At 71.4% G+C, this 20,562-nt stretch carries 24 protein-coding genes; 13 read left to right on the top strand and 11 right to left on the bottom strand.

Going from position 1 to position 20,562, the window contains the following annotated elements; translation table 11 throughout:
- Positions 1 to 222: 222 nt before the first annotated feature.
- From AB0L00_RS00120 to AB0L00_RS00100, 5 genes are all read left to right on the top strand, one after another.
- Positions 223 to 369 carry a hypothetical protein gene (locus tag AB0L00_RS00120; protein WP_345351737.1) on the top strand — a complete coding sequence of 49 codons (147 nt, stop codon included), beginning with the start codon at positions 223 to 225 and terminating at the stop codon, positions 367 to 369.
- Positions 370 to 869: 500 nt separating this feature from the next.
- On the top strand, positions 870 to 2,510 hold the full coding sequence (locus AB0L00_RS00115; protein ID WP_364426247.1) for an alpha/beta fold hydrolase: 1,641 nt from the start codon (positions 870 to 872) through the stop codon (positions 2,508 to 2,510).
- Between the two features lie 176 nt (positions 2,511 to 2,686).
- On the top strand, positions 2,687 to 3,484 hold the full coding sequence (locus AB0L00_RS00110) for a GH25 family lysozyme (protein ID WP_364426244.1): 798 nt from the start codon (positions 2,687 to 2,689) through the stop codon (positions 3,482 to 3,484).
- A gap of 51 nt (positions 3,485 to 3,535) precedes the next feature.
- Positions 3,536 to 4,108 (top strand): HAD domain-containing protein, encoded by a 573-nt coding sequence (locus AB0L00_RS00105; protein WP_364426241.1) that lies wholly within the window; start codon positions 3,536 to 3,538, stop codon positions 4,106 to 4,108.
- A gap of 139 nt (positions 4,109 to 4,247) precedes the next feature.
- Positions 4,248 to 4,739, top strand: coding sequence for an MSMEG_6728 family protein (locus AB0L00_RS00100; protein ID WP_364426238.1), 492 nt, complete (start codon positions 4,248 to 4,250; stop codon positions 4,737 to 4,739).
- Positions 4,740 to 4,749: 10 nt separating this feature from the next.
- On the opposite strand, the gene AB0L00_RS00095 is transcribed toward AB0L00_RS00100, so the two are convergent.
- From AB0L00_RS00095 to AB0L00_RS00085, 3 genes are all read right to left on the bottom strand, one after another.
- The gene (locus tag AB0L00_RS00095) at positions 4,750 to 5,418 is read right to left on the bottom strand and encodes a hypothetical protein (protein ID WP_364426235.1); all 669 of its coding nucleotides are present in this window, start codon (positions 5,416 to 5,418) and stop codon (positions 4,750 to 4,752) included.
- A 278-nt stretch (positions 5,419 to 5,696) separates the two neighbouring features.
- Entirely contained in the window at positions 5,697 to 6,347 is a 651-nt protein-coding gene (locus tag AB0L00_RS00090; protein ID WP_364426232.1) for an NAD(P)-binding domain-containing protein, read from the bottom strand.
- Positions 6,348 to 6,415: 68 nt separating this feature from the next.
- Positions 6,416 to 6,778, bottom strand: coding sequence for a helix-turn-helix domain-containing protein (locus tag AB0L00_RS00085; protein WP_364426229.1), 363 nt, complete (start codon positions 6,776 to 6,778; stop codon positions 6,416 to 6,418).
- Positions 6,779 to 6,948: 170 nt separating this feature from the next.
- Between AB0L00_RS00085 and AB0L00_RS00080 the strand changes: the two genes are divergently transcribed.
- The gene (locus AB0L00_RS00080; protein ID WP_364426227.1) at positions 6,949 to 7,554 is read left to right on the top strand and encodes a hypothetical protein; all 606 of its coding nucleotides are present in this window, start codon (positions 6,949 to 6,951) and stop codon (positions 7,552 to 7,554) included.
- A gap of 95 nt (positions 7,555 to 7,649) precedes the next feature.
- Complete coding sequence (locus AB0L00_RS00075) at positions 7,650 to 8,483, top strand: alpha/beta hydrolase (protein WP_364426224.1); 834 nt, start codon at positions 7,650 to 7,652, stop codon at positions 8,481 to 8,483.
- A 37-nt stretch (positions 8,484 to 8,520) separates the two neighbouring features.
- Here AB0L00_RS00075 and AB0L00_RS00070 read toward each other — a convergent pair whose 3' ends face one another.
- The 3 genes from AB0L00_RS00070 to AB0L00_RS00060 all read right to left on the bottom strand — a co-directional run bounded on the left by AB0L00_RS00070 (position 8,521) and on the right by AB0L00_RS00060 (position 10,824).
- Entirely contained in the window at positions 8,521 to 9,189 is a 669-nt protein-coding gene (locus AB0L00_RS00070; RefSeq protein WP_364426221.1) for a transglycosylase SLT domain-containing protein, read from the bottom strand.
- Between the two features lie 169 nt (positions 9,190 to 9,358).
- The gene (locus AB0L00_RS00065; RefSeq protein ID WP_364426218.1) at positions 9,359 to 10,381 is read right to left on the bottom strand and encodes an aldo/keto reductase; all 1,023 of its coding nucleotides are present in this window, start codon (positions 10,379 to 10,381) and stop codon (positions 9,359 to 9,361) included.
- Entirely contained in the window at positions 10,378 to 10,824 is a 447-nt protein-coding gene (locus AB0L00_RS00060) for a VOC family protein (protein WP_364426215.1), read from the bottom strand. The genes AB0L00_RS00065 and AB0L00_RS00060 overlap by 4 nt, the downstream gene beginning before the upstream one ends.
- Positions 10,825 to 10,894: 70 nt before the next feature.
- On the opposite strand from AB0L00_RS00060, the gene AB0L00_RS00055 reads away from it, so the two are divergent.
- Together AB0L00_RS00055 and AB0L00_RS00050 are read left to right on the top strand one after the other, a co-directional pair.
- A complete protein-coding gene (locus AB0L00_RS00055) occupies positions 10,895 to 11,584 on the top strand; it encodes a TetR/AcrR family transcriptional regulator (RefSeq protein ID WP_364426212.1) in 690 nt (229 codons plus the stop codon).
- Between the two features lie 86 nt (positions 11,585 to 11,670).
- The gene (locus AB0L00_RS00050) at positions 11,671 to 12,690 is read left to right on the top strand and encodes an aldo/keto reductase (protein ID WP_364426209.1); all 1,020 of its coding nucleotides are present in this window, start codon (positions 11,671 to 11,673) and stop codon (positions 12,688 to 12,690) included.
- Positions 12,691 to 12,733: 43 nt separating this feature from the next.
- On the opposite strand, the gene argG is transcribed toward AB0L00_RS00050, so the two are convergent.
- Positions 12,734 to 14,206 carry an argininosuccinate synthase gene (argG, locus tag AB0L00_RS00045; RefSeq protein ID WP_345351686.1) on the bottom strand — a complete coding sequence of 491 codons (1,473 nt, stop codon included), beginning with the start codon at positions 14,204 to 14,206 and terminating at the stop codon, positions 12,734 to 12,736.
- Positions 14,207 to 14,395: 189 nt separating this feature from the next.
- Complete coding sequence (locus AB0L00_RS00040; RefSeq protein WP_364426205.1) at positions 14,396 to 15,496, bottom strand: NADH:flavin oxidoreductase/NADH oxidase; 1,101 nt, start codon at positions 15,494 to 15,496, stop codon at positions 14,396 to 14,398.
- Positions 15,497 to 15,606: 110 nt separating this feature from the next.
- Between AB0L00_RS00040 and AB0L00_RS00035 the strand changes: the two genes are divergently transcribed.
- Entirely contained in the window at positions 15,607 to 15,966 is a 360-nt protein-coding gene (locus AB0L00_RS00035) for a helix-turn-helix transcriptional regulator (RefSeq protein WP_364426202.1), read from the top strand.
- 76 nt (positions 15,967 to 16,042) lie between these two features.
- On the opposite strand, the gene AB0L00_RS00030 is transcribed toward AB0L00_RS00035, so the two are convergent.
- The gene (locus AB0L00_RS00030) at positions 16,043 to 16,765 is read right to left on the bottom strand and encodes a TetR/AcrR family transcriptional regulator (protein WP_364426199.1); all 723 of its coding nucleotides are present in this window, start codon (positions 16,763 to 16,765) and stop codon (positions 16,043 to 16,045) included.
- Between the two features lie 124 nt (positions 16,766 to 16,889).
- Between AB0L00_RS00030 and AB0L00_RS00025 the strand changes: the two genes are divergently transcribed.
- The 3 genes from AB0L00_RS00025 (at position 16,890) to AB0L00_RS00015 (ending at position 18,789) form a co-directional block, all read left to right on the top strand.
- Positions 16,890 to 17,756: an NAD(P)H-binding protein gene (locus tag AB0L00_RS00025; protein ID WP_364426197.1), complete on the top strand. Its 867-nt coding sequence runs from the start codon at positions 16,890 to 16,892 to the stop codon at positions 17,754 to 17,756.
- A 142-nt stretch (positions 17,757 to 17,898) separates the two neighbouring features.
- Positions 17,899 to 18,306 carry a YchJ family metal-binding protein gene (locus tag AB0L00_RS00020; RefSeq protein WP_364426194.1) on the top strand — a complete coding sequence of 136 codons (408 nt, stop codon included), beginning with the start codon at positions 17,899 to 17,901 and terminating at the stop codon, positions 18,304 to 18,306.
- Between the two features lie 114 nt (positions 18,307 to 18,420).
- On the top strand, positions 18,421 to 18,789 hold the full coding sequence (locus AB0L00_RS00015; RefSeq protein ID WP_364426191.1) for a YciI family protein: 369 nt from the start codon (positions 18,421 to 18,423) through the stop codon (positions 18,787 to 18,789).
- Positions 18,790 to 18,913: 124 nt separating this feature from the next.
- Here AB0L00_RS00015 and AB0L00_RS00010 read toward each other — a convergent pair whose 3' ends face one another.
- Positions 18,914 to 19,441, bottom strand: a complete 528-nt coding sequence (locus AB0L00_RS00010; RefSeq protein ID WP_364426188.1) for a hypothetical protein — start codon at positions 19,439 to 19,441, stop codon at positions 18,914 to 18,916.
- A gap of 95 nt (positions 19,442 to 19,536) precedes the next feature.
- Positions 19,537 to 20,403, bottom strand: coding sequence for a DUF6745 domain-containing protein (locus tag AB0L00_RS00005; RefSeq protein ID WP_364426185.1), 867 nt, complete (start codon positions 20,401 to 20,403; stop codon positions 19,537 to 19,539).
- Between the last annotated feature and the right edge of the window lie 159 nt (positions 20,404 to 20,562).

The raw sequence follows: 20,562 nt of genomic DNA, 5'->3' as shown, positions 1-20,562 counted from the left end.
CCGATTTCGGTTAATGCGGTTTCTGCGGTCGTTTCAAGGAACGACGAGTCTTTACCGTAGGAAACTTGACACGCCATGGCAAGATCGCCGACAGTACAGAGACCAGATCTGTCGCCGGGAGGCAGTAAGGCAATAACCGCCACGATCACCTTAAAGCACCATTTTAAGGCTGGTCATGGGACGCCCGGATGGGCGTCTTTTCTACTTTTCAGGGGGGACCCGATGAAAGCAACCACCGCCCAGGAAGTAGGGAGGACGGTGCGGCTCGCGCTGCGCACGTGGGGCCACACGTTCCGCCTGGTCACTCTGGTGATCGTGGTGACATGGCTGTTCATGGCCACCGAGCGGCTCCCGTTGATCACCTGGTGACGCCAGGTTCCGGGCGCCATTCCGCCGCCCGGAACACCGAATTCTTTGGTCTTCCTCCTCGACGCCGAGGAGGAAGACCGGTCCACGAACCCCGCCCCCGATGACCGTCACCGCAGGACCGCTCAGCGCGGTTCACCCCCATCCCCCTCGCCATTGAGCCGCATTTCCCGTCGCCGGATTCGGCGCCCTGACGCCCCGCTCCGGATGAGTTTCAACCGTGATCGCGCGTCGTACGGTTCCGGGCGGCCGGAGCCGCCCTCCAAGGATCATCGGCGGCGGCCGTCGACCGGGCCGTCGACGAGTGACGGCCCGCACACGCACCGCCTCCGCCGCACGAGCCGGCCCGCCTCGGCGTTGGCGTGAGCATCTGCTGTCATGTGTTACGTTTTGGCAAATTTCTAACTTTAGACCTTATGTACCTGATTGTCCGTAACGACAATCTGCCCTGGTTCACCATCGGCCGGGCTCCCCTCCCTCATGCCCGGCCCGAAAGGGGTCTCGTGAAGAAGCTTGCCGTCGTCGCCGCGACGGCCGGTCTCGGTATGACCGGGCTCGGCCTGATAGGCGCCACAAGCGCGTCCGCGGCCACGGACGCGTCCGATACCTTCCGCCCGGCGAGCCTGAGCTGGCACGCCTGCCAGGCGGACATCGTGAACGGAGCCAAGGCGTACGACGCCCTCGGCCCGGTCAAGGTGTCCACGATCATCCAGTGCGCCGAGCTCCAGGTTCCGCTGGACTACGCCCACCCGAACGGCCAGAAGATCACCCTCGAGGTGACCCGTACCCCGCACCAGGGCTCGGGCCCCGCCAAGGGCGACATCCTGGTCAACCCGGGCGGTCCGGGCGGCGAAGGCGCCCTGTTCGGCCCGCGCGTGTACGCGCAGAACTCGGCCGCGATGCAGCAGGCGTACAACGTCATCGGCTTCGACCCGCGCGGCATCGGATTCAGCACGCCCAAGCTGACCTGCGACGAGAACTACAGCAACGCCCCCCGGCCGAACTACGGCACGGGCGGCAAGGCGACCGACGCGGCCTGGCTGAGCAAGACCAAAGCCTACGCCCAGGCGTGCGCCCAGAAGTGGGGCAAGGGTTCTCAGCTGGACCTGCTCGACCACATCAAGACCATCGACTCGGTTCGTGACATGGACACGATCCGCAAGGCGCTGGGCAACAAGAAGCTGGACTACTACGGCGCCTCGTACGGCACCTACCTCGGCCAGGTGTACGCGACGGTCTTCCCGAAGCGCGTCGGCCGGATGGTCCTCGACGGGAACGTCAACCCGAAGCACGTCTGGTACGACGCCCAGCTCGACCAGGACCGCGCGTTCGACAAGAACATCGAGTACTACTTCGGCTGGATCGCCAAGTACGACAACGTGTACCACCTGGGCAACACCCAGCAGAAGGTGCACGCCTACTTCTACGGGCTCGAGAACACGCTGGCCAAGAAGGCCGTGACCTCCCAGGGTTCCGCGGTCGGCCCGGACGAGCTCGTCGACGGCATCCAGACCGCGGCGTACCGGCGCAGCCAGGCCGTCTGGCACACGTACGCGGCCGCGCTGTCCGCCTACAAGACGGGCGACGTCGCGACGTTCGTCGGCACCTACGGCGTCCAGACGACCGGCGGCAGCGACGACAACGAGTTCGCGGTCTACAACGCCGTCCAGTGCACCGACACCCAGTGGCCGCTGAACTGGAGCAAGTGGCACAACGACGCCGTCAAGGTCAACAAGACCGCGCCGTTCGAGACCTGGGGCAACGTCTGGTTCAACGCCCCCTGCCTGTACTGGGGCGCCAAGGCCGGCACGCCGGTCAAGGTCGGCCAGACCAAGGACCTGCCGAAGAACATCCTGATGTTCCAGGCCACCGACGACGCGGCCACGCCGTACGCCGGCGCGCTGGAGCTGCACAAGGTCCTCAAGGGCTCGCACCTCGTCGTCCAGGACGGCGACCGTACGCACTGCATCGTGCACCGCGGCGACCTGCGGCCGGGTGGCGTCGACTCCTACTTCGACGCCTACTTCCTGAACGGAACGCTGCCCAAGCAGGACACCGTGCACGTCTCGCAGCTCGGTGACCCGACCCCGCCGGCGTCCACCGCGAAGACCGCGGCGACCGCCCACAGCGAGGTCGTCAAGTAACACCCTCCACGGAGAAGGGGCCCTCGACCCGAGGGCCCCTTTTTCGCGCTCTCGCCCGAGGCACGGCCGCCGCCCGACGTGCGGCCGGGTCAAGATCCGGCAAAAGCGTCGATCCGCCCAGAACTGGGCGGTAAGGTCCCACCGGCCAAGATCATGTCCTGAGGAGCCCCCGTCCCATGCGGAAGACCCCCCTCGTCCCCCTCGGCCTCACCGTGGCCGCGAGCCTCGCCTGCGGCGCGCTGACCGGATGCTCGTCGAACGCTCCACGGACGGCCGGCGCGCGCCAGGACTCCGCCGTCGTCCAGCCGCAGGACGGCAGCGTACGCTCGGCGTCCCGGCCCAAGGGCCTCATCCCCGGCGTCGACGTCAGCGCCTACCAGCCCAAGGTCAACTGGGCGTCGGTCAAGGCGCGGGGGAACAGGTTCGCGTACGTCAAGGCGACCGAGGGCGTGCGGTACGTCAGCTCCACCTTCACGGCGCAGTACGCCGGCGCCCGCAAGGCCGGGCTGGACCACGGCGCCTACCACTACGCGACGCCGAACACCTCGAGCGCGAAGCGCCAGGCCGACTACTTCATCGCGCACGGGGGCGGCGGCAAGGCCGACGGTCACACCCTGCCCGGCGTGCTCGACATCGAGGACAACCCGTACGGCAAGAACAAGTGCTACGGCCTGAGCCACGCGAAGATGGTCGCCTGGATCGGCGCGTTCCTGAAGGAGTACCACGCCCGTACGGGCCGGCGGGCGGTCATCAACACGTTCAAGGACTGGTGGATCGACTGCACCGGGAACTCCACGGCGTTCTCCGCCACGGACCGGCTCTGGGTGAACGACCACAAGGCCACCGCGAGCAAGGTCCCGGTCCCGTCGGCGTGGAGCTCGTACACGATCTGGCAGTGGACCGACAAGGGCGTCTACGGCGACGAGGACTACGTCAAGTCGGCCACCGTCTACCGGAAACTGCTCACGAGCTGACCGGGCGCCGCGTCCTGGCTTCGCGACCGGCCCGTCAGGGATCATGATCCGGTGGCGTGGGGCATCGGCGGGGTGCCGCGGCCTGGCAGCCGACCGGCGACCAGGCCGCTGCTGTACGTGGACATCGACGGGGTGCTCAACCCGGCGGCCACGGACACCGAGGGCTTCACGGCACACCGGATCGGCGGGCTGACCGTCCGCCTCTCCCCGGCGCACGGGGACTGGCTCAGGGAGCTCGCGGACCGGTACGACCTGGTCTGGGCGACCACGTGGGAGCACGAGGCGAACGCCCACGTGGGCCCGTTGCTCGGTCTGCCGGAGCTACCGGTCGTGGAGTTCTCGGGCTACCAGCGGCGGCGTGACGATCCGAGGTTCCCGATCGTCCATCTCTTCGAGATGGCCAAGTGGGCCCCCATCCTCCGGTACGCCGACGGACGCCCCTTCGCCTGGATCGACGACGTCATCCCGGCGCGGATCCGGCGTCAGGCGTGGCCGTACCGCGGAATCCTGCTTCTTCCGGTCAATCCCCGCGAAGGTCTCACCCGGCGGCACGTCGACCGGCTCCTGGCCTGGCCCCGGGCGAACCGCGGAACGGGCAGCCGAAGGCTCGGTCAACGGCGTTGAGAACAAGGACATGGCGCCCGAATCGCCCGGCCGGCGCGTCGTTCGCCGAGCGTTCCGTACGCCGAGGAGCGGGCCGCGCTCGCGTGGGTAGGGACGGGGACGAGCCGGTGCCCCGCTGCCGGCGGATCCGGGGGACGCGATGCAGACCTTCCTTCCCTACGCGGACTTCGCCGCGACGGCGCGTGTCCTCGATCAGCGCCGCCTCGGGAAGCAGCGAGTCGAGGCGCTGCAGGTGCTGCGCGGGCTGACCGTGCCCGGCTACGGCTGGCGGCACCACCCGGCGGTCCGGATGTGGGCCGGGTACGAGGAGGCGCTGACGTGCTACGGCCTGGTGATCTGCCGCGAGTGGTGCAGCGTGGGCCGCCGGGACACCTGCGCCGCCAGCCTGCGCACCGAACTGCGCACGGCGAGATTCATCCCCGCCGCCCGCGACCAGGCCGGGCTGGCCGAGGCCGACGCCCTGCCGCCCTGGCTGGGCGATCCGGCCTTCCACCGCAGCCACCAGTCCGCGCTGCTCCGCAAGGACCCCGACCACTACGCCCGGTTCTTCCCCGGCGTCCCCGACGACCTGCCGTACGTCTGGCCCGTCGCCGACCGCCTGGGCACGGCGGAGCGCTCCGGCGACCCGTAGCAGCGGCGGCTCAGCTCTGCGGGACCGTGGCCACCGCCCGCCTCCGTCCGGCGGTGGCCACGGCGATCATCCAGATCGCCGACAGCAGTCGCCACAGCGGCTCGAGCCGGGTGACGGGCGTCACGACGATCGAGACCAGCGACACCGCGAGCAGGGGAGCCAGCACGAGACCGAACCGCAGCGCCCACCGGGGCCGGAAGCCCGCGGGGAGGCCGGTCCGGGAGACGAGCCAGACCAGGACCCCCAGCGCGGTCAGGTGCAGCGCGCCGCCACACGCCAACGTGAGCCGGCCGAGCGCCTTCAGCGTGCCGTCCCCGGCGTCGTCGGCGATCGCCACGAGCAGCAGCGACAACGCCACCGAGGCGCCGAAGGCCGCCGCCGCGGCCCCGCCCGCCCACCGGACGCGCCTGGCCACCGGTCCTCCGGGATCGAGGGTCCGGGCCAGACCGACGCCGAACCAGGCGAGGCACACCGCCGCGACCGCCTGCAGCGCCGCGGCGGTCACGACGGCGGCGGCGCTGCCGGTGTAGTACTCCCGCAACTGCGCGGCGGACGCGTCCGGCAGGTACAGGGACGTCTTGGCCAGCGCGCTGCTCGCCACCAGACCGGCCACGAACGTCACGACGAATCCGACGCCCGCCGGCCGCCATCCTCGCCCTGCCGCAGGTTCGAGCTCCATGGGGGCATCTCCCTTGCCGAGCCGCCGATCGGGCGGCGCTCTCCGAGTTCCCCCAAGATTCCCGAGCGGGTACGCGGCGCGTCGTCCCTCAGGAGCGGCCTCGTCCCGTACGGTCCCGGGCGCAGCCCGCGCGCCGGCCCGTACGCCACCGGACGTACGGACCGGCGCGCGGCTCCGGGCGTACGGACCGGTGCGCGGCTCCGGACGTCGTCGGCGCGCGGGACCAGGCGTCGCCCGCGCGCGGGACCAGACGTCCCCGGTGTGCGCCGGGCCGCGCCTCAGGTGTCGGTACGACCGGGGCTGATGAAGGCGAACACCGACAGGGGGTCGTACCCGGAGCGCAGCAGGCGGATGACGACGATCGCCATGGCCTCCAGGTGACGGGCCTGCGTCAGGTCGCCGGCGTCGAGGGGTGCCGCGCCGAGGTCGGTGATCAGAGTGCGCGCCACGGCCTTGCCCTCCTCGTCACCGGCGATCGGCACGGCGAACGGGCGGCCGTCGAAGGCCGGCGGCCGCATCCGCCAGACGCTGCTCTCCGCCTGGTTGAACGCCTTGACGACGTGCGCGCCGGGCGCCAGGCGGGCCACCTCCTCGGCCATCGACGTACCGCCTTCGAAGGCGATCCGCGAGAAGTCCGAGAAGTCGACGGCGTTCCCGCAGTCGATGATCGTCTTACCGGCCAGCGCCCCCTCGGGGCCGCCCGCCGCCACCAGCGTCTCCTCCAGTCCGGCGAGGAGCACGGCGAGCAGCAGCACGTCACCGAACTCGGCCGCCTCCCGCAGCGTGCCCGCCTTGGCGCCGACCCGCTGGGCGAGGTCCTCGGCCTTGGCCGGGGTACGGCCGCCGATCAGGACGTCGTGTCCGGCGCGTACCCAGCCGGGCACGAGCGCCTCGGTCATCCTTCCGGCTCCAAGCACACCGATTCTCATGGCAGTCCTCCTGTCACGTCGAAGTACTGCCTGAGACCGTAGGAAGCCGTGGGGAACCGAACGGTTCCCTACGCCGAGCGGACGGCCCCGGCGGCGCGGGCGTCGAGGAGGGCACCGGTGTTGTCCTCGGCCCAGCGGGACAGGCCGCACAGGGGTTCGAGGAGGCTGCGGCCGAGGTCGGTGAGGCGGTACTCCGCCCCGGGCGGCGCGGTCGCGAGGGCGCGCCGCTCGACCAGACCGTTGTCACCGAGCCGGCGCAGCGTCTGGGTCAGCATCTTCTTGCTGATGCCGCCGACCTTCTCGCGGAGTTCGGAGTAGCGGGCGGGACCACGGCCGAGCGCGATCACGACGACCACCGACCAGGTGTCGGAGACCAGTTCCAGAGTCGTCCGGGCCGGGCAGTCGGCGAGGAAGACGTCGTAGTGGACCACGACCGGATGGTACGCCGATCCGCCGGTCCCTCGGCCGGTGCGCCTGGCCGGATCTCGCCATTCCGCCGCGTCCGTCGTCTCTGGCACGAACCAAGATCGCGGGAGATCATCGATCGTCCGATCCGCTCCGCCGAACAGCCCCCGACCCCCTCTCCCACCGGAGCGGACCGATGAAGCTCGGCATCGTCGACCCGTCCAACGTCCTGAGCCTCTCCCGGGAGGGGCTGACCGGGTCGGGTGTCGTCGTGGCCACGGTGCGGCCCGCGAGGCCCAACCCGGATCCGGGGTCTGACCGGGATCAACCTGGCGATGACCGCGATCCCGCCTGCGACGTCTCGACCGATCCGCTGTGCGACGGCGGCGGCTATGACAACTACACCCTCGAGGTCGTCGACCGCATGGGCTTCGACTCGTTCACCCCGGACAGCGGGGTCCTGCTCGCCAAGACCAAGAACCGCGCGCCGGGCGTCGGCGTCGCGGCGCCGCAGCGGGGATGGGCCCGGTGCACGCTGCCGCTGCGCAACACCGGCACGGCCGGGACCGCCCCGTACGGCGACTCCGACGTCTACCGCCTGTCCGCGACCACGGTGGGCCGGGGCTGGACGGCCTGGCTGCCGAACGCCCTCGCCACGGCCAAGGCGGGTGAGCGTACGGCGGTGCGGGTGTACGCGAAGCGCGGTGCGGGCGCGGCCCACGCCGGCCAGGTCAGGCTGACCGCCACCTCGGAGAGCGACCCGACGAAGAAGGCCACCACGACCTGCACGGTCGTCGGCTGACCGGAACACCCGGCGGAATCGCCGGAGGAGGAAGGCCCCTCCTCCGGCGGCCACCCGGCTTGCCTGCCACACCGTCCCTGTGGTCGCCTTGGCGCGTGCCGACCTTCTCCTCCCATGACGGGACCGTTCTGGCGTATCACCTCGCAGGCCAGGGTGATCCCCTCATCTGCCTGCCGGGCGGCCCGGGGCGGCCCTCGGGCTACCTCGGCGATCTGGGCGGCCTGACCACCTCGCGCCGATTGATCCTGCTCGACAACCGGGGAACCGGCGGCTCGGCCGCGCCCGCCGACCCGAGCGGCTACCGGGCCGACCGGCTCGTCGCCGACGTCGAGGCCCTGCGGGAGCATCTGGGCCTGGCGGCGATCGACCTGCTCGCCCATTCGGCGGCCGCCGATGTCGCCGTCCTCTACGCCGCGCGCCATCCGCACCGCATCCGCCGGCTCGTCCTGGTGACGCCGAGCCCCCGCGCGGTCGGACTGGAGCCGACCGACGAGGAGTGGCTGGCCGGGATCCACCGCCGGTCGGCCGAGCCGTGGTACGAAAAGGCGCTCGCCGCGCTGGAAGCGTGGGAGTCCGGCGATGAGCGCGAGGAGACCTATCTCGCCGCCCGGCCGTTCCTCTACAGTCCCTGGGACCGGACGGCCGAGGCACACGCCCGATCATGCCCACCCGTACGCGCGGCGGCCGAGGGCTTCCACGGTGAGGGGGCGTTCGACCCGGACGCCACCCGTACGGCCGTCAAGCGGCTCCCGGCGCCCGTCCTGGTGATCTCCGGAGAGAACGACCCGTCCCCCACCTCTGACCAGGCCGCCGCGTACGCCGCGCTCTTCCCCGAGGGGCGGAGCACCTCAGTGCCGGGCGCGCACTTCCCCTGGGTCACCGCTCCCGAGCGGTTCGCCGCGTCGGTCGAGCGTTTCCTCGCCTCCTAATGGGAGCTATCGCACCGGCATGTCGCGGAGACCGTCGCTACGCGCTGTGGAGGGCGCGCTCGGCCACGGGCCAGTTCTGGCGCAGCCGGTCGAGGTAGGACTGGGCGACCGATCCGGGTCGGGCACCTCGGGCGAACGCCAGCATGTTGCCCGGGCCCGCGTTGTATCCGAGGGCGAGCAGTTCGTTCCGGGTGTAGTGGCCCGACCGCCGGGCGGGCAGGCGGACGGCCAGGTCATGGAGGTACCAGGCCGCCGCGGTGATGGCGAGGTCCGGGTCGTCCGGCAGCTCGTCCCATCGGCGATCGGCGAAGGAGCGACCGCGCTTGACCTCGTCGAACGCGGCCCTGTGCATGTCGGCGATGCCGAACGCGGCGTCCGGCTTGATCTTCTGCCAGGCCCGCTCGAACCCCGGGTCGTGCGGCTTGTCCGACTCGTTGTACAGGATCGCCATCAGCAGTTGCGGGGAGATCTTCGCCGTGCGCGCGTGCTTGCGGACCTGCGCGGCGAACCGGACGGGGTCGTACGCCGAGGTCGGCGTCGCGGCGGGCCGGCCGGTCGCGCCGGACCGCTTCGACGCGGTGGCACTGGGCGTCGCGGACCGATGCGGGGACGCGTCGCCGGAGTCCCCTCCGCCGCACGCCGACGCCCAGCCCGCCACGGCGAGCACGACCGGCACGACCAGCCATCGTCCCCGATGCCCTCGCACTGTGTTCCTCCCCTGCCGCGTGGCCCGATGTGTCCAGTGTCGCCGCCGGCCGGGCCGATGCCATCCGTCTGGAGAATGACGCCACGGGATCCGGTGCCCGCGGGCGGAGGGCGACCGGTACGCGCCAGGACCCGACTTGAGCGGGGGTGACGCCTTCGGCGGCGGGTGACTATCGGGGCGCGGCGTCCGGGGCGACGATGGCGGAGCCGAAGACCCACGGGGAGTTCTGGGCGATGAAGTCGCCCGGGAATCCGAGCGTGAAGCCGGTCGCCTCCTCCAGGCGGGTGACGGCCTCCGGGGGCAGGGCGAGGTCGGCGGCGGCGAGGTCGTCGCGGAGCTGGTCGACGTCGCGGGCCCCGACGATGGGGTGAACGGCGCGGGAGCGGCTCATCACCCAGGCGAGGGCCACCTGGGAGGGCGTGGCGCCGAGGCCGTCGGCGATCTCCTGTACGACCCGCGCGACGGCGTGGTCCCGCTCCGAGAGCGAGTCCGCCGACAGCCGGCCGCGGGCCGCGGCCCCGTCCGGGCGGGTGTACTTCCCGGACAGCACCCCGCCGGCCAGCGGGCTCCACGCCCTCACGCCGATCCCGAGGGCCTCGGCCATCGGCAGCAGCTCGCGTTCGACGTCGCGCTGCAGCAGGCTGTAGGGGACCTGCAGGCCGATGAACGGGCTCCAGCCGTGCCACTGCGCCAGCGTGTTCGCGCGGGCCACCACCCAGGCGGGGGCGTCGGAGATCCCGACGTACAGCACCTTGCCGGCCTGGACCGCGTCGTCCAGGGCGCGCATGGTCTCCTCGATCGGCGTGTCACGGTCCCACATGTGCACCCAGTACACGTCGACGTGGTCCGTGCGCAGCCGGCGCAGGCTGGTCTCGAGCGACGCGCGCAGGTTCTTGCGGTGGTTGCCGGCGGCGTTCGGGTCGGCGGGGTCCCGGGACACGGAGTACTTCGTGCCCAGCACGAATGACTCCCGCCGGCCTCGCAGCAGCTCCCCGAGGAACTCCTCGCTGGCGCCGCCGCGATAGTTGACCGCGGTGTCGATCATGTTGCCGCCGGCCTCGGCGTACAGGTCCAGCATCCGGCGGCATTCCGGCAGCGGCGCGCCGACCCCGCCCTGCTCGCCGAAGGTCATCGCGCCGAGGATCAGTTCGGGGACGCGCAGGCCGCTGCCGCCCAGGGTGCGGTACCTCACGCCGTCACCGAGCCGTCGAACAGCTCCGCGGCGCGGGCGGCGATCTCCTCCTGCGGCACGTCCCGTACGTGCTGGTCCAGCGCCCAGCGGTGCCCGAAGGGATCCAGCAACTGGCCCGTACGGTCCCCCCAGAAGGCGTCGTGCACCGGCTCGAAGACCGTGGCACCGGCCGCCATCGCCCGCGACCAGGCAGCGTCGGCGTCCGGGACCCGTACGTGCAGGGCGGCGGAGGTGCCGCCGAGAGCGGCGGGGGCGCGCATCCCCAGGTCGGGCAGCTCGCCGGCGACCGCCAGGACGGTCTCCCCGAGCAGGAGCTCGACCGTCAGCGTACGGCCGTCGGGCAGGGTGAGCCGGCTCGTCTCCCGTGCGCCCAGGGCGTCGGCGTACCAGGTGGCGGCCTGGTCCGGGTCGGTGACGACAAGGTGGATCGCTATCCGATTCATGGGGCGGACCATACACTGTGTATGGACATGGAGTCCATACAATCCATCCGTGCTCGTTAGGATGGACGGCATGCCTGCCAAGCGGACCGCGTCCTCTGCCCGCCGATCCAGGCCCCAGCCGGCCCCCGCGGAGCTGCGCGAACGCATCCTGTCCGCGACGCGCGAGCTGCTGCGCGGGCGTCGCTTCGACGATCTCAGCGTCGCCGACGTCCTGACCGCCGCCGGGGTCTCCCGGGCCAGCTTCTACTTCTATTTCCCGAGCAAGCAGGCCGTGCTCGGCGAGCTGGTGCGCGACGCGGTCGCGCAGGGGCAACAGGCGGCACGCCCCTGGATCGCCCAGGAGCAGGACCCGGTCGCCGCGCTCCGGGCGGGCGTCAGCGACGGCGCCCGGCTCTGGCGTGAGAACGCGGGCGTGCTCATGGCGATCGTGGAGAGCTGGGGATCCGACGAGGGGCTGCGGAACCTCTGGCTCGAGCAGATGGACACGTTCACCGAGGCCGCCGCCGCGCGGATCCACGCCGATCCACACGCTCGCGAACGGCTCGGCTCGATGGACGTGCGCGCGGTGGCCGCCTCGCTGACCTGGATGGGTGAGCGCCTCTACTACCTGGCCGCGGCCGGCGTTCCGCCCTTCGACGACGAGCAGGTCCTCATCGACACCCTCACGAACGCCTGGACGTCGGCCCTCTACGGTGTCACGGTGACCGGCCCGGAAGAGCCCGTACGAGACCGGGTGGACGAACCGCGCAGCGGTGCGTGACGGGACGGCTCGCTGGTTGACTGCTGTGACCTCGTCGTCGTCGCGCAGGCCCGGCGAACGGCATGATCGAATCGAAAGGCTTAAGGATGGAACACCGGCCCCTCGGCCCCACCGGAACCCTCGTGTCCACGCTGTGCCTGGGCGCCATGACCTTCGGCAAGGAGAGCGACGAGAAGACGTCCCACGCGCTGCTCGACCGGTTCGTCGAGCGCGGCGGCGACTTCATCGACACCGCGGACGTCTACTCGCAGGGCCGTTCCGAGGAGATCATCGGACGGTGGTTCGCGGCTCGGCCGGGCGTCCGGGACCGGGTCGTGCTCGCCACCAAGGGACGCTTCCCGATGGGCGACGGACCCAATGACCTCGGGCTGAGCCGTACGTACCTGACGCGGGCGCTGGACGCCAGCCTGCGCCGGCTCGGCGTGGAGGCCATCGACCTCTACCAGGCGCACGCGTGGGATCCGCTCACCCCGATCGAGGAGACCCTGCGCTTCTACGACGACGCCGTACGCGCCGGCAAGATCCGCTACGTCGGGGTCAGCAACTTCGTCGGCTGGCAGCTGCAGAAGGCCGCCACGCTCGCCGAGGTCCGCGGCCTCACGCCGATCGCGACCCTGCAGCCGCAGTACAACCTGATCAGCCGGGACATCGAGTTCGAGCTGGTGGACGTCTGCCGGAACGAGGGCGTCGGCATCCTGCCGTGGTCGCCGCTGGCCGGCGGCTGGCTGACCGGGAAGTACCGGCGGGACGAGGTTCCGACCGGAGCGACCCGGCTGGGCGAGGACCCGGAGCGCGGAATGGAGGCGTACGCGCCGCGCAACGCGCAGGAGCGGACCTGGCGGATCGTGGACACGGTCCGCCAGGTGGCCGAGGCCCGTGGCGCGTCGATGGCGCAGGTGGCGCTGGCGTGGGTCGCCGACCGCCCGATGGTCACCTCGGTGATCCTCGGCGCCCGGACCCTGGAGCAGCTCGACGACAACCTGGGCGCGGCCGGCCTGCACCTGTCGGAGTCGGAGACCGCGCTACTGGACGAGGCCAGCGCCCCGACGGTCGCCGACTATCCGTACGGCGGACCGGGAGTGGACCAGCGCTCCCGGTCGTTCTGACCTTCGTCGGAGGTCCGGGCTCCCGGCCCGGACCGCCGGCGGGTCAGTCGACGCCGAACTCCATCGCGGCATTGTCGAGCAGCTCGTCGTCGACGGCGACCGCCCCGGCGGCCGACTCCGCCCGGCCGGAGGCGATCGCCTCGGCGCCGCCCTCGGCCATCGCGCCGATCAGCCCGGTCGAGGCCGCCTGCTCCGCGCCGATCAGGGTCGGGTGCGGGCGGCTGCTGCCGACCATGCCGAGCGCGGCGTACTGCTCGAGCTTGGACCGGGAGTCGGCGATGTCGAGGTTCCGCATCGTCAGCTGACCGATCCGGTCGACCGGCCCGAACGCGGCGTCCTCGGTCCGCTCCATGGACAGCTTGTCGGGGTGGTAGCTGAACGCCGGCCCGGAGGTGCCCAGGATGGAGTAGTCCTCACCGCGCCGCAGCCGCAGCGTCACCTCGCCGGTGACGGCCGTGCCGACCCAGCGCTGCAGCGACTCGCGCAGCATCAGCGCCTGCGGGTCGAGCCAGCGGCCCTCGTACATCAGCCTGCCGAGCTTCCGGCCCTCGTTGTGGTAGCTGGCGAGGGTGTCCTCGTTGTGGATGGCGTTGACCAGCCGCTCGTACGCGGCGTGCAGCAGCGCCATGCCCGGCGCCTCGTAGACGCCCCGGCTCTTGGCCTCGATGATGCGGTTCTCGATCTGGTCGGACATGCCCAGGCCGTGCCGGCCGCCGATGGCGTTGGCCTCCAGCACCAGGTCGACGGCGGAGCCGAACTCCTTGCCGTTGATCGTCACCGGCCGCCCGGCTTCGAAGCCGATCGTGACGTCCTCGGTGGGGATCTCCACCTCGGGGTCCCAGAACCGGACGCCCATGATCGGGTCGACGATCTCGATGCCCGCGTCGAGGTGCTCCAGCGACTTGGCCTCGTGGGTCGCGCCCCAGATGTTCGCGTCGGTGGAGTAGGCCTTCTCCGTGCTGTCCCGGTAGGGCAGGCCGTGAGCGAGCAGCCACTCGGACATCTCCTTGCGGCCCCCGAGCTCGTTCACGAAGTCCGCGTCGAGCCACGGCTTGTAGATCCGCAGGGAGGGGTTGGCGAGCAGGCCGTACCGGTAGAACCGCTCGATGTCGTTGCCCTTGAAGGTGGAGCCGTCGCCCCAGATCTGCACGTCGTCCTCGAGCATCGCCCGCACCAGCAGCGTGCCCGCGACGGCCCGCCCCAGCGGGGTGGTGTTGAAGTACGCGCGGCCGCCGGAGCGGATGTGGAACGCCCCGCAGGCCAGGGCCGCCAGGCCCTCTTCCACGAGGGCCGCCCGGCAGTCGATCAGCCGGGCGACCTCCGCGCCGTACGCGGTGGCGCGCCCGGGCACCGAGGCGATGTCGGGCTCGTCGTACTGCCCGATGTCGGCGGTGTAGGTGCAGGGAACCGCACCCTTCTCGCGCATCCACGCGACCGCAACCGACGTGTCGAGGCCGCCGGAGAAGGCGATCCCGACACGTTCGCCGACAGGCAGGGAGGTCAGCACCTTGGACATGAGCACAAGTATGCATGAGGATGCATCACTATGCAAGCGACCGAGGCCACGACCTGAGAAAGGGACAGACCGAAGCCGGGAGACCGGCCCGAACTCCGCCGATCGGCCGGGCGGCCGTACCGACGACCCGGAGTCGCGGCCCCGCCGAGCGGTCGTACGGGCGACCCGCGCGGGGCGGGGCCGCGGTCCTCAGACGGCGCGGTGGTACTGATCGGGCCAGGTGGGCTCGGCGCCGAGCACGCGGGCCGCGCGGTTCGGCCAGAACGGGTCGCGCAGCAGCTCGCGTCCCACGAGCACCGCGTCGGCCTGCCCCGAGGCGATGATCTCCTCGGCCTGCCGGGGCTCGGTGATCTCACCGACCGCGGCGACCGGCACGTCGGTCTCGGCCTTGATCCGCGCGGCGAACGGGACCTGGTAGCCCGGCCCGGCCGTGATCCGCGCGTCGGGGGCGATGCCGCCGCTGGAGACGTCGAGGAGGTCGACGCCGTGGGCCAGCAGCTCCTTGGCCAGCCGCACGCTGTCGGGCACGGTCCAGCCCTCGCGGCCGTCCTGGGGGTTCTCGCTCAGCCAGTCGGTCGCCGAGATCCGGTAGAACACCGGCAGCTCGTCGGGCCAGACCGCGCGTACGGCGTCGACGACCTCCAACGAGAGGCGGATCCGGTTCTCGAACGAGCCGCCGTACTCATCGGTGCGCCGGTTGGCGTGCGGCGAGACGAACTCGTGCAGCAGGTACCCGTGCGCGCCGTGGATCTCGGCCACCTGGAACCCTGCCGCGAGGGCCCGCCGGGCGGCGGCCGCGAAGTCCTCGACGATGCGGCCGATCTGCTCGCGGGTCAGCTCGGCCGGCACGGGACCGTCCGCGGTGAACGGCAGCGGGCTGGGAGCCACCGGCCGCCAGCCGTACGGCTCGTCGGGAGCGATGGGAGCCCCGCCTCGCCAGGGCCGCTCGGTGGAGGCCTTGCGGCCCGCGTGGGCGAGCTGGATGCCGGGCACGCTGCCGTGCGCGCGCAGGAACGCGACGACGCGGGCGAGTCCGTCCTGCTGACGGTCGTTCCACAGGCCGAGGTCGGCCGGGCTGATCCGGCCCTCCGGGTTGACCGCCGTCGCCTCGGTGATGATCAGACCCGCGCCGCCCACCGCGCGCGCCGCCTGATGCGCCAGGTGCCAGTCGCCTGCGACGCCCGTGTCCGGCCCTTCGTCCGGGGCGGAGTACTGGCACATCGGCGACATCCACGCGCGGTTGGGGAACGTCAGCTCCCGCAGAGTGAGGGGCTCGAACAACGCACTCACGGATCATTCTCCTTCGGCCGGGTTCCTTAGTACGATATACGCCGTAGTACGTAAGACGTCAAACTACGAAGGTCGTCGTACTTAATCGACGGGCCGGGAAAGGAGCTGCCGTGCCGACCGCCGGCCGGGTCCTCGATCACCCCGCACGCGCGGACATCCGACTCGAGTCGGTGCTCCACGCGCTGTCCGACCCGGCGCGCCTCCAGGTGGTCCGCTTCCTCGCCGAACTGCCGCCCGGTGAGGAGGTCGCGTGCTCCGCCATCGACCTGGCGGTCACCAAATCGACCACCACCCATCACTTCCGCGTCCTCCGGGAGGCGGGGCTGATCAGCCAGGTCTACCGGGGCACCGCCAAGATGACGGCCCTGCGCCGAGCCGACCTGGGCGCGCTGTTCCCCGGTCTCCTCGACGCCGTACTGACGGCCGACGCCGCCCAGCGGCACCGCTCCGCGACCCGTCAGGACGGATGAGCCCGCGCCACCTCACGACCACGCCGGCGTCCGGGCGCACCACCCGCCGCCCTGACGCCGGCTCTGAATCGCGGCCTCACGAGGCGTCGCCGGCGACGCGGTCGAGCCACTCGCGCAGCAGGGTCTGCTCCCCCTCGGTCAGGACGGTCGCCTCCGGAAGGACCGCGCGGAGGGCGACCGCGGCGCCGACCGGGCCCCTCGACGCCGGAACCGGCACGTCCGTAGTGATCGCGGCGATGACGGCCTCCCGGGCGAGGTCGGACAGCCCCAGGTCACGGGCCTCTTCCGGCAGCGCGATGAGCGCCAACGTCGTCCCCGAGCCGGCGGCGTGGACGAGCTGCGCGGCGCGCTCTTCGCCGACCTTCAGGCGGCCCGCCCGGGCGATCCGGCCGATGTGCCCGGCCAGGATCTCGGCCGCGGCGACGGCCGCCGACGGCGGGGCTCCGGGGCGAGGGTCGGCGTACATCAGCGCGTAGAGCGCCGGATTGGCGAGGCCGAAGCCGACGTGCAGGTCCCACCCGGCCCGCAGGTCCTCGACCGGGTCGTCGCTCGGTTCGCGTTCCGTCTTGCGGCCCAGGTACGCGGTGAACCCGTAGGTCGCCAGCGCGTCGAGGAGCCCGCGCTTGTCGCCGAAGAGGCGGTAGATGGTCGGCGCCTGCACGCCGGCGGCCGCGCCGACGGCCCTGGTCGACACGGCCTCGTAGCCGCCTTCGGCGAGCAGGTCGGCCGCGGCGGCGAGGATCCGCAGCCGCGTTCCGTCACGCGCGCCGGCCGAGGCGGCGGTGCCCTGATCGTCCATGAATCAATGTTAACGGTCCATCGTTAGCGGCCTTTCGTTAACGGTGCTAACGTCGTCACGTTAGCGACGGCGGAGCAGGCCACCGGGCCGACACGGATTTGCCGCCCCGCGACTGGAGGTCGAGATGATCATCGTCACCGGAGCCAGTGGTCAGCTGGGCAAGGCGACCGTGGAGCGCCTGCTCGAACGCGTCCCTGCCCACCGGATCGGCGTCAGCGTCCGCGACCCGGAGAAGGCGTCCGAGCTTCGCGCGCGAGGCGTCCGCGTGCGCCAGGGCGACTTCGAGGACCCCGAGAACCTCGCGCACGCCTTCGAAGGGGCATCGCGGGTCCTCATCGTGTCCGTCGACGACACCGGCGAAACGGCGCTGCGCCGGCACCGTACGGCGATCGAGGCGGCCGCGCGGGCCGGGGCCGACCGCATCCTCTACACGAGCCACATGGGGGCGAACCCGTCCTCGCCGTTCGCGCCGATGCCCGACCACGCCGCCACCGAGGCCGCGCTGAAGGACTTGGGGGTGCCGTTCACCTCCCTGCGCAACGGGTTCTACGCGGCATCGGGGGTCATGCTGCTCGGCAACGCGTTGGAGACCGGCGAACTGGCCGCGCCCGAGGACGGCCCGGTCTCCTGGACCGCCCACGCCGACCTGGCCGAGGCCGCCGCGATCGCCCTCACCGACGACGGTGGTCTGGACGGCCTGACCCCCGCCCTCACCGGCGCGGAGGCCATCGACCTCACTCGAGTCGCCGAGATCGCCTCCGAACTGACCGGCCGCACGATCCGCCGGGTCGTCGTGTCCGACGAGGAGTACCGGGCCGGTCTGGTCGCCCACGGCCTTCCCGAGGCGCTGGCCGACCTGCTGCTGGGCATCTTCGTCGCGAGCCGGCAGGGCGAGTTCGCCGAGGTCGACCCGACCCTGGCCCGCCTCCTCGGCCGGCCGCCCACGTCGTTCAGGGACGTTCTCACCGCGACCGTGTCGCCGGCGCGATGAGTCGGCCGCCCGCCGCCGCCCGCCGCCACCCGGCGACGGGCCACGGCGGACCGGTCGGCCGCCGGCCCGCGCCGCGTCCGCGACCGAGGGCGTCCCCGCGCCGCGGTCGCGGCCCTGACCGCGTCGCGACAGAATGACGAGCATGAGCGAGCGCGGCCCGGACACCTGCCACTGCGGGCTGCCCGCACCGTACGACGAGTGCTGCGGGCGATACCACCGCGGCGACGCGAAGGCGCCGACCGCGGAGCGGTTGATGCGCTCGCGCTACAGCGCCTTCTGCGTCGGCGACGAGGCCTATCTCCTGCGTACGTGGCATCCGTCGACGCGGCCGCCGCACGTCGACTTCGACGAGGCCCTGCGGTGGGAGCGCCTCGAGGTCCTCCGGACCGCCGGCGGGAGCTACCTCGACACCGACGGAACCGTCCACTTCCGCGCCCACTACGTCGTACGGAACCGCCCGCGGCACCTGGAGGAGAACAGCCGCTTCATCCTCCGGGACGGCGCCTGGCTGTACGTCGGCCCCGTCGGCTCCCTGCCGGGAATCGGATAAAAAATCTGATGCCGGGGTGTCGATTCCTCGTGTCGTCGTTCGACGCCTAGGTGACGGCCGGCCATCGCGTCCGGAACCGACCGGACCCGGCCCGACACGACAAGGGAGAAAGTCATGCGATTCCTGATGATGCACCGGCTCGACGAGCGCGCCCCGGAGGCCTGGAACCCCAGCCAGGAGTTCATGCAGAAGATGGGCGAGATGATCCAGGACTGGACCGACCGGGGCATCCTGATCACCGCGGAGGGGGTCCACCCGTCCGCGAAGGGCGCGCTGGTCCGTAAGGACCGAGGCGCGGCGACCAAGGTCACCGACGGGCCGTTCACCGAGGCCAAGGAGGTCATCGGCGGCTTCGCGCTGATCAACGCCGAGGACCGGGCGCAGGCCGTGCGGTACGCCGAGGAGTACGCCGACCTGTTCGAGGAGATCGAGGTCGAGGTGCGGCAGGTCGTCGAGTTCGACGACCTCCCGCCCCAGGCCTGACCCGACGACCGATCGAGGTGCGTTGGTCCGCTCGTGGTGCCGAGCGGACCAGCGCGCTGCTGACCGTTGTCCCTCGCACAGGTGGCCGGGCACGACGGCGCGGTATTCCGCCGACATCTCAGCTTCAACGCGCGGCTGAACCTGGCCTCGGGGCCATCAGTTCGTGGATGATGACGACGCAGAAGGCGATTACGATGATCGACCACACCGGGCGGGCGTTCAGGAAGGCGAATTGCCCGATCACGACGAGCACCGTGAGCGCGATCCCCGGCATCTTGGCCCACGTCTGCCCGGCCAGAATCGCCCCGCCGACGACGAACTGCGCAACACCCAGGATGAGCCAGATCACGCCCCAGGCCGGGTAGTTGAAGACCAGCAGCCTGCTCGATGTGACCAGGTAATAATCCGTCTTGAGGAGGGCGGTGAGGCCGTCCAGAATGTTGAAGAAACCCGCCACGGAGACCATCAAGCCGACGAATGACAACCGGGTCGATGTAATCGCTTCGCGGGAAGAGTGATCTCCAGCAGCACCCGGCATGGCAGTCCTCTGGTCGGCAGAGTCGTTCAGAAGCCGTCGTTCCCGGTCTTCTATCAGCCCTAAACAGTACGGGTCCCGCAATTGCCGATCCTTCGAGGCGCTCTTGACGCGCATTTACCGTAGGGGGCTGGGGCCTGGCCGCGCTTCCGATGGGGTCCCTCGGGTGGGCCGGGACGAGAGAACCGATCTCGTCCCGGCCCACCGGTGGGTCAGGCCAGGAGCGGATGCCAGCCGTCGCGGTAGCGGACGCCGCCGCGACGGAGCCGGACCTCGTCGTGCCAGGCCCCGGAGACCGGTTCGGTCAGGACCAGTTCGGGCCGCTCCACGACCACGCACACGTCCTCACCGGGCCACCACCAGCCGCACGAGCGTGTCAGCGCGGCCCAGTCGCCGAGGTGCTCGAGGTCGTCCGGCCGGTAGGCGGCCAGCCCGAGCCGGTGCAGGGTGTCGTAGTAGGCGACCCATCCCGCGTCCTGCTGCCCGTACCAGCACACCGGTACGGGCCCGCGGCCCGCGAGCGTGTTCCGAACGGGTGTCCGGAACCCGTGGGCGAGGCTCCGGTGCAGTGCGGCGCGGACGCCCCGGTGCAGTACGACGCCCAGCGGAACGCCCGCCTCGATCGCCTTGAGCGGTGGCAGTTCGGGCCACTGCCCGTTGCGCTTGTCCTTGCGCGCGGGTGACAGTTCAGGGTCGGCGTGGGCGACGCCGGCGCTGAGCGCACCGCGCAACTGCGAGCCGACCATGGCGAGATCGCCGGCCAGTGGAGGTGTCCCCCGCGGCCGAGAATCTCGGATCCACTCGTACAGCCGGTCGAGGGTGGGCAGGCCGGTTACCAGCGGGATCGCCCGTTCCGGAGAGTCCACCCAGACGAACCGCGGCCGTCCGCGCGAGAGTCTCGCGTAGATGCTGGTCAGGCTGTGTTCGGCGGTCCGTCGGTCGGCCGGCTGCGTGGACAGGCCGTAGGCGAGCCACTCCTGCCGGATCTCGACGGCTTCCTGCCATAGGCCGTAAGCGCTCCTACTGCGGAGGGCGGCCTTGGGATCTGCGGCGTCATGGCGCCGCAGGGGCGCGATCAAAGCGCCTGGGCGTCGCCGCCCTTTCGGTTGGAGATCATGCCCCGATGATGGCCCGCGCTCCACGCTTCGCGCAACCTCCGATGTCGGCGTAGCCGTACTCGGCGATCTGCCGCACCTTGAGCGCGTTCGTGTACGACACCGGCGGCCGTACGGTCCTGG

This window comes from Actinoallomurus sp. NPDC052308, assembly GCF_040679195.1.
GTDB lineage: Bacteria > Actinomycetota > Actinomycetes > Streptosporangiales > Streptosporangiaceae > Actinoallomurus > Actinoallomurus liliacearum.
The sequence above is the reverse complement of the archived record's forward strand: the minus strand, read 5'-3'. Positions and strand labels throughout refer to the sequence as shown.

Excerpts from the sequence above, each read along its gene's own strand:
- AB0L00_RS00120 (WP_345351737.1), top strand. The coding sequence starts at position 223 with ATGAAAGCAACCACCGCCCAGGAAGTAGGGAGGACGGTGCGGCTCGCG.
- AB0L00_RS00110 (WP_364426244.1), top strand. The coding sequence starts at position 2,687 with ATGCGGAAGACCCCCCTCGTCCCCCTCGGCCTCACCGTGGCCGCGAGC.
- AB0L00_RS00100 (WP_364426238.1), top strand. The coding sequence starts at position 4,248 with ATGCAGACCTTCCTTCCCTACGCGGACTTCGCCGCGACGGCGCGTGTC.
- AB0L00_RS00095 (WP_364426235.1), bottom strand. The coding sequence starts at position 5,418 with ATGGAGCTCGAACCTGCGGCAGGGCGAGGATGGCGGCCGGCGGGCGTC.
- AB0L00_RS00090 (WP_364426232.1), bottom strand. The coding sequence starts at position 6,347 with ATGAGAATCGGTGTGCTTGGAGCCGGAAGGATGACCGAGGCGCTCGTG.
- AB0L00_RS00080 (WP_364426227.1), top strand. The coding sequence starts at position 6,949 with ATGAAGCTCGGCATCGTCGACCCGTCCAACGTCCTGAGCCTCTCCCGG.
- AB0L00_RS00060 (WP_364426215.1), bottom strand. The coding sequence starts at position 10,824 with ATGAATCGGATAGCGATCCACCTTGTCGTCACCGACCCGGACCAGGCC.
- AB0L00_RS00055 (WP_364426212.1), top strand. The coding sequence starts at position 10,895 with ATGCCTGCCAAGCGGACCGCGTCCTCTGCCCGCCGATCCAGGCCCCAG.
- AB0L00_RS00050 (WP_364426209.1), top strand. The coding sequence starts at position 11,671 with ATGGAACACCGGCCCCTCGGCCCCACCGGAACCCTCGTGTCCACGCTG.
- argG (WP_345351686.1), bottom strand. The coding sequence starts at position 14,206 with ATGTCCAAGGTGCTGACCTCCCTGCCTGTCGGCGAACGTGTCGGGATC.
- AB0L00_RS00030 (WP_364426199.1), bottom strand. The coding sequence starts at position 16,765 with ATGGACGATCAGGGCACCGCCGCCTCGGCCGGCGCGCGTGACGGAACG.
- AB0L00_RS00025 (WP_364426197.1), top strand. The coding sequence starts at position 16,890 with ATGATCATCGTCACCGGAGCCAGTGGTCAGCTGGGCAAGGCGACCGTG.
- AB0L00_RS00020 (WP_364426194.1), top strand. The coding sequence starts at position 17,899 with ATGAGCGAGCGCGGCCCGGACACCTGCCACTGCGGGCTGCCCGCACCG.
- AB0L00_RS00015 (WP_364426191.1), top strand. The coding sequence starts at position 18,421 with ATGCGATTCCTGATGATGCACCGGCTCGACGAGCGCGCCCCGGAGGCC.
- AB0L00_RS00010 (WP_364426188.1), bottom strand. The coding sequence starts at position 19,441 with ATGCGCGTCAAGAGCGCCTCGAAGGATCGGCAATTGCGGGACCCGTAC.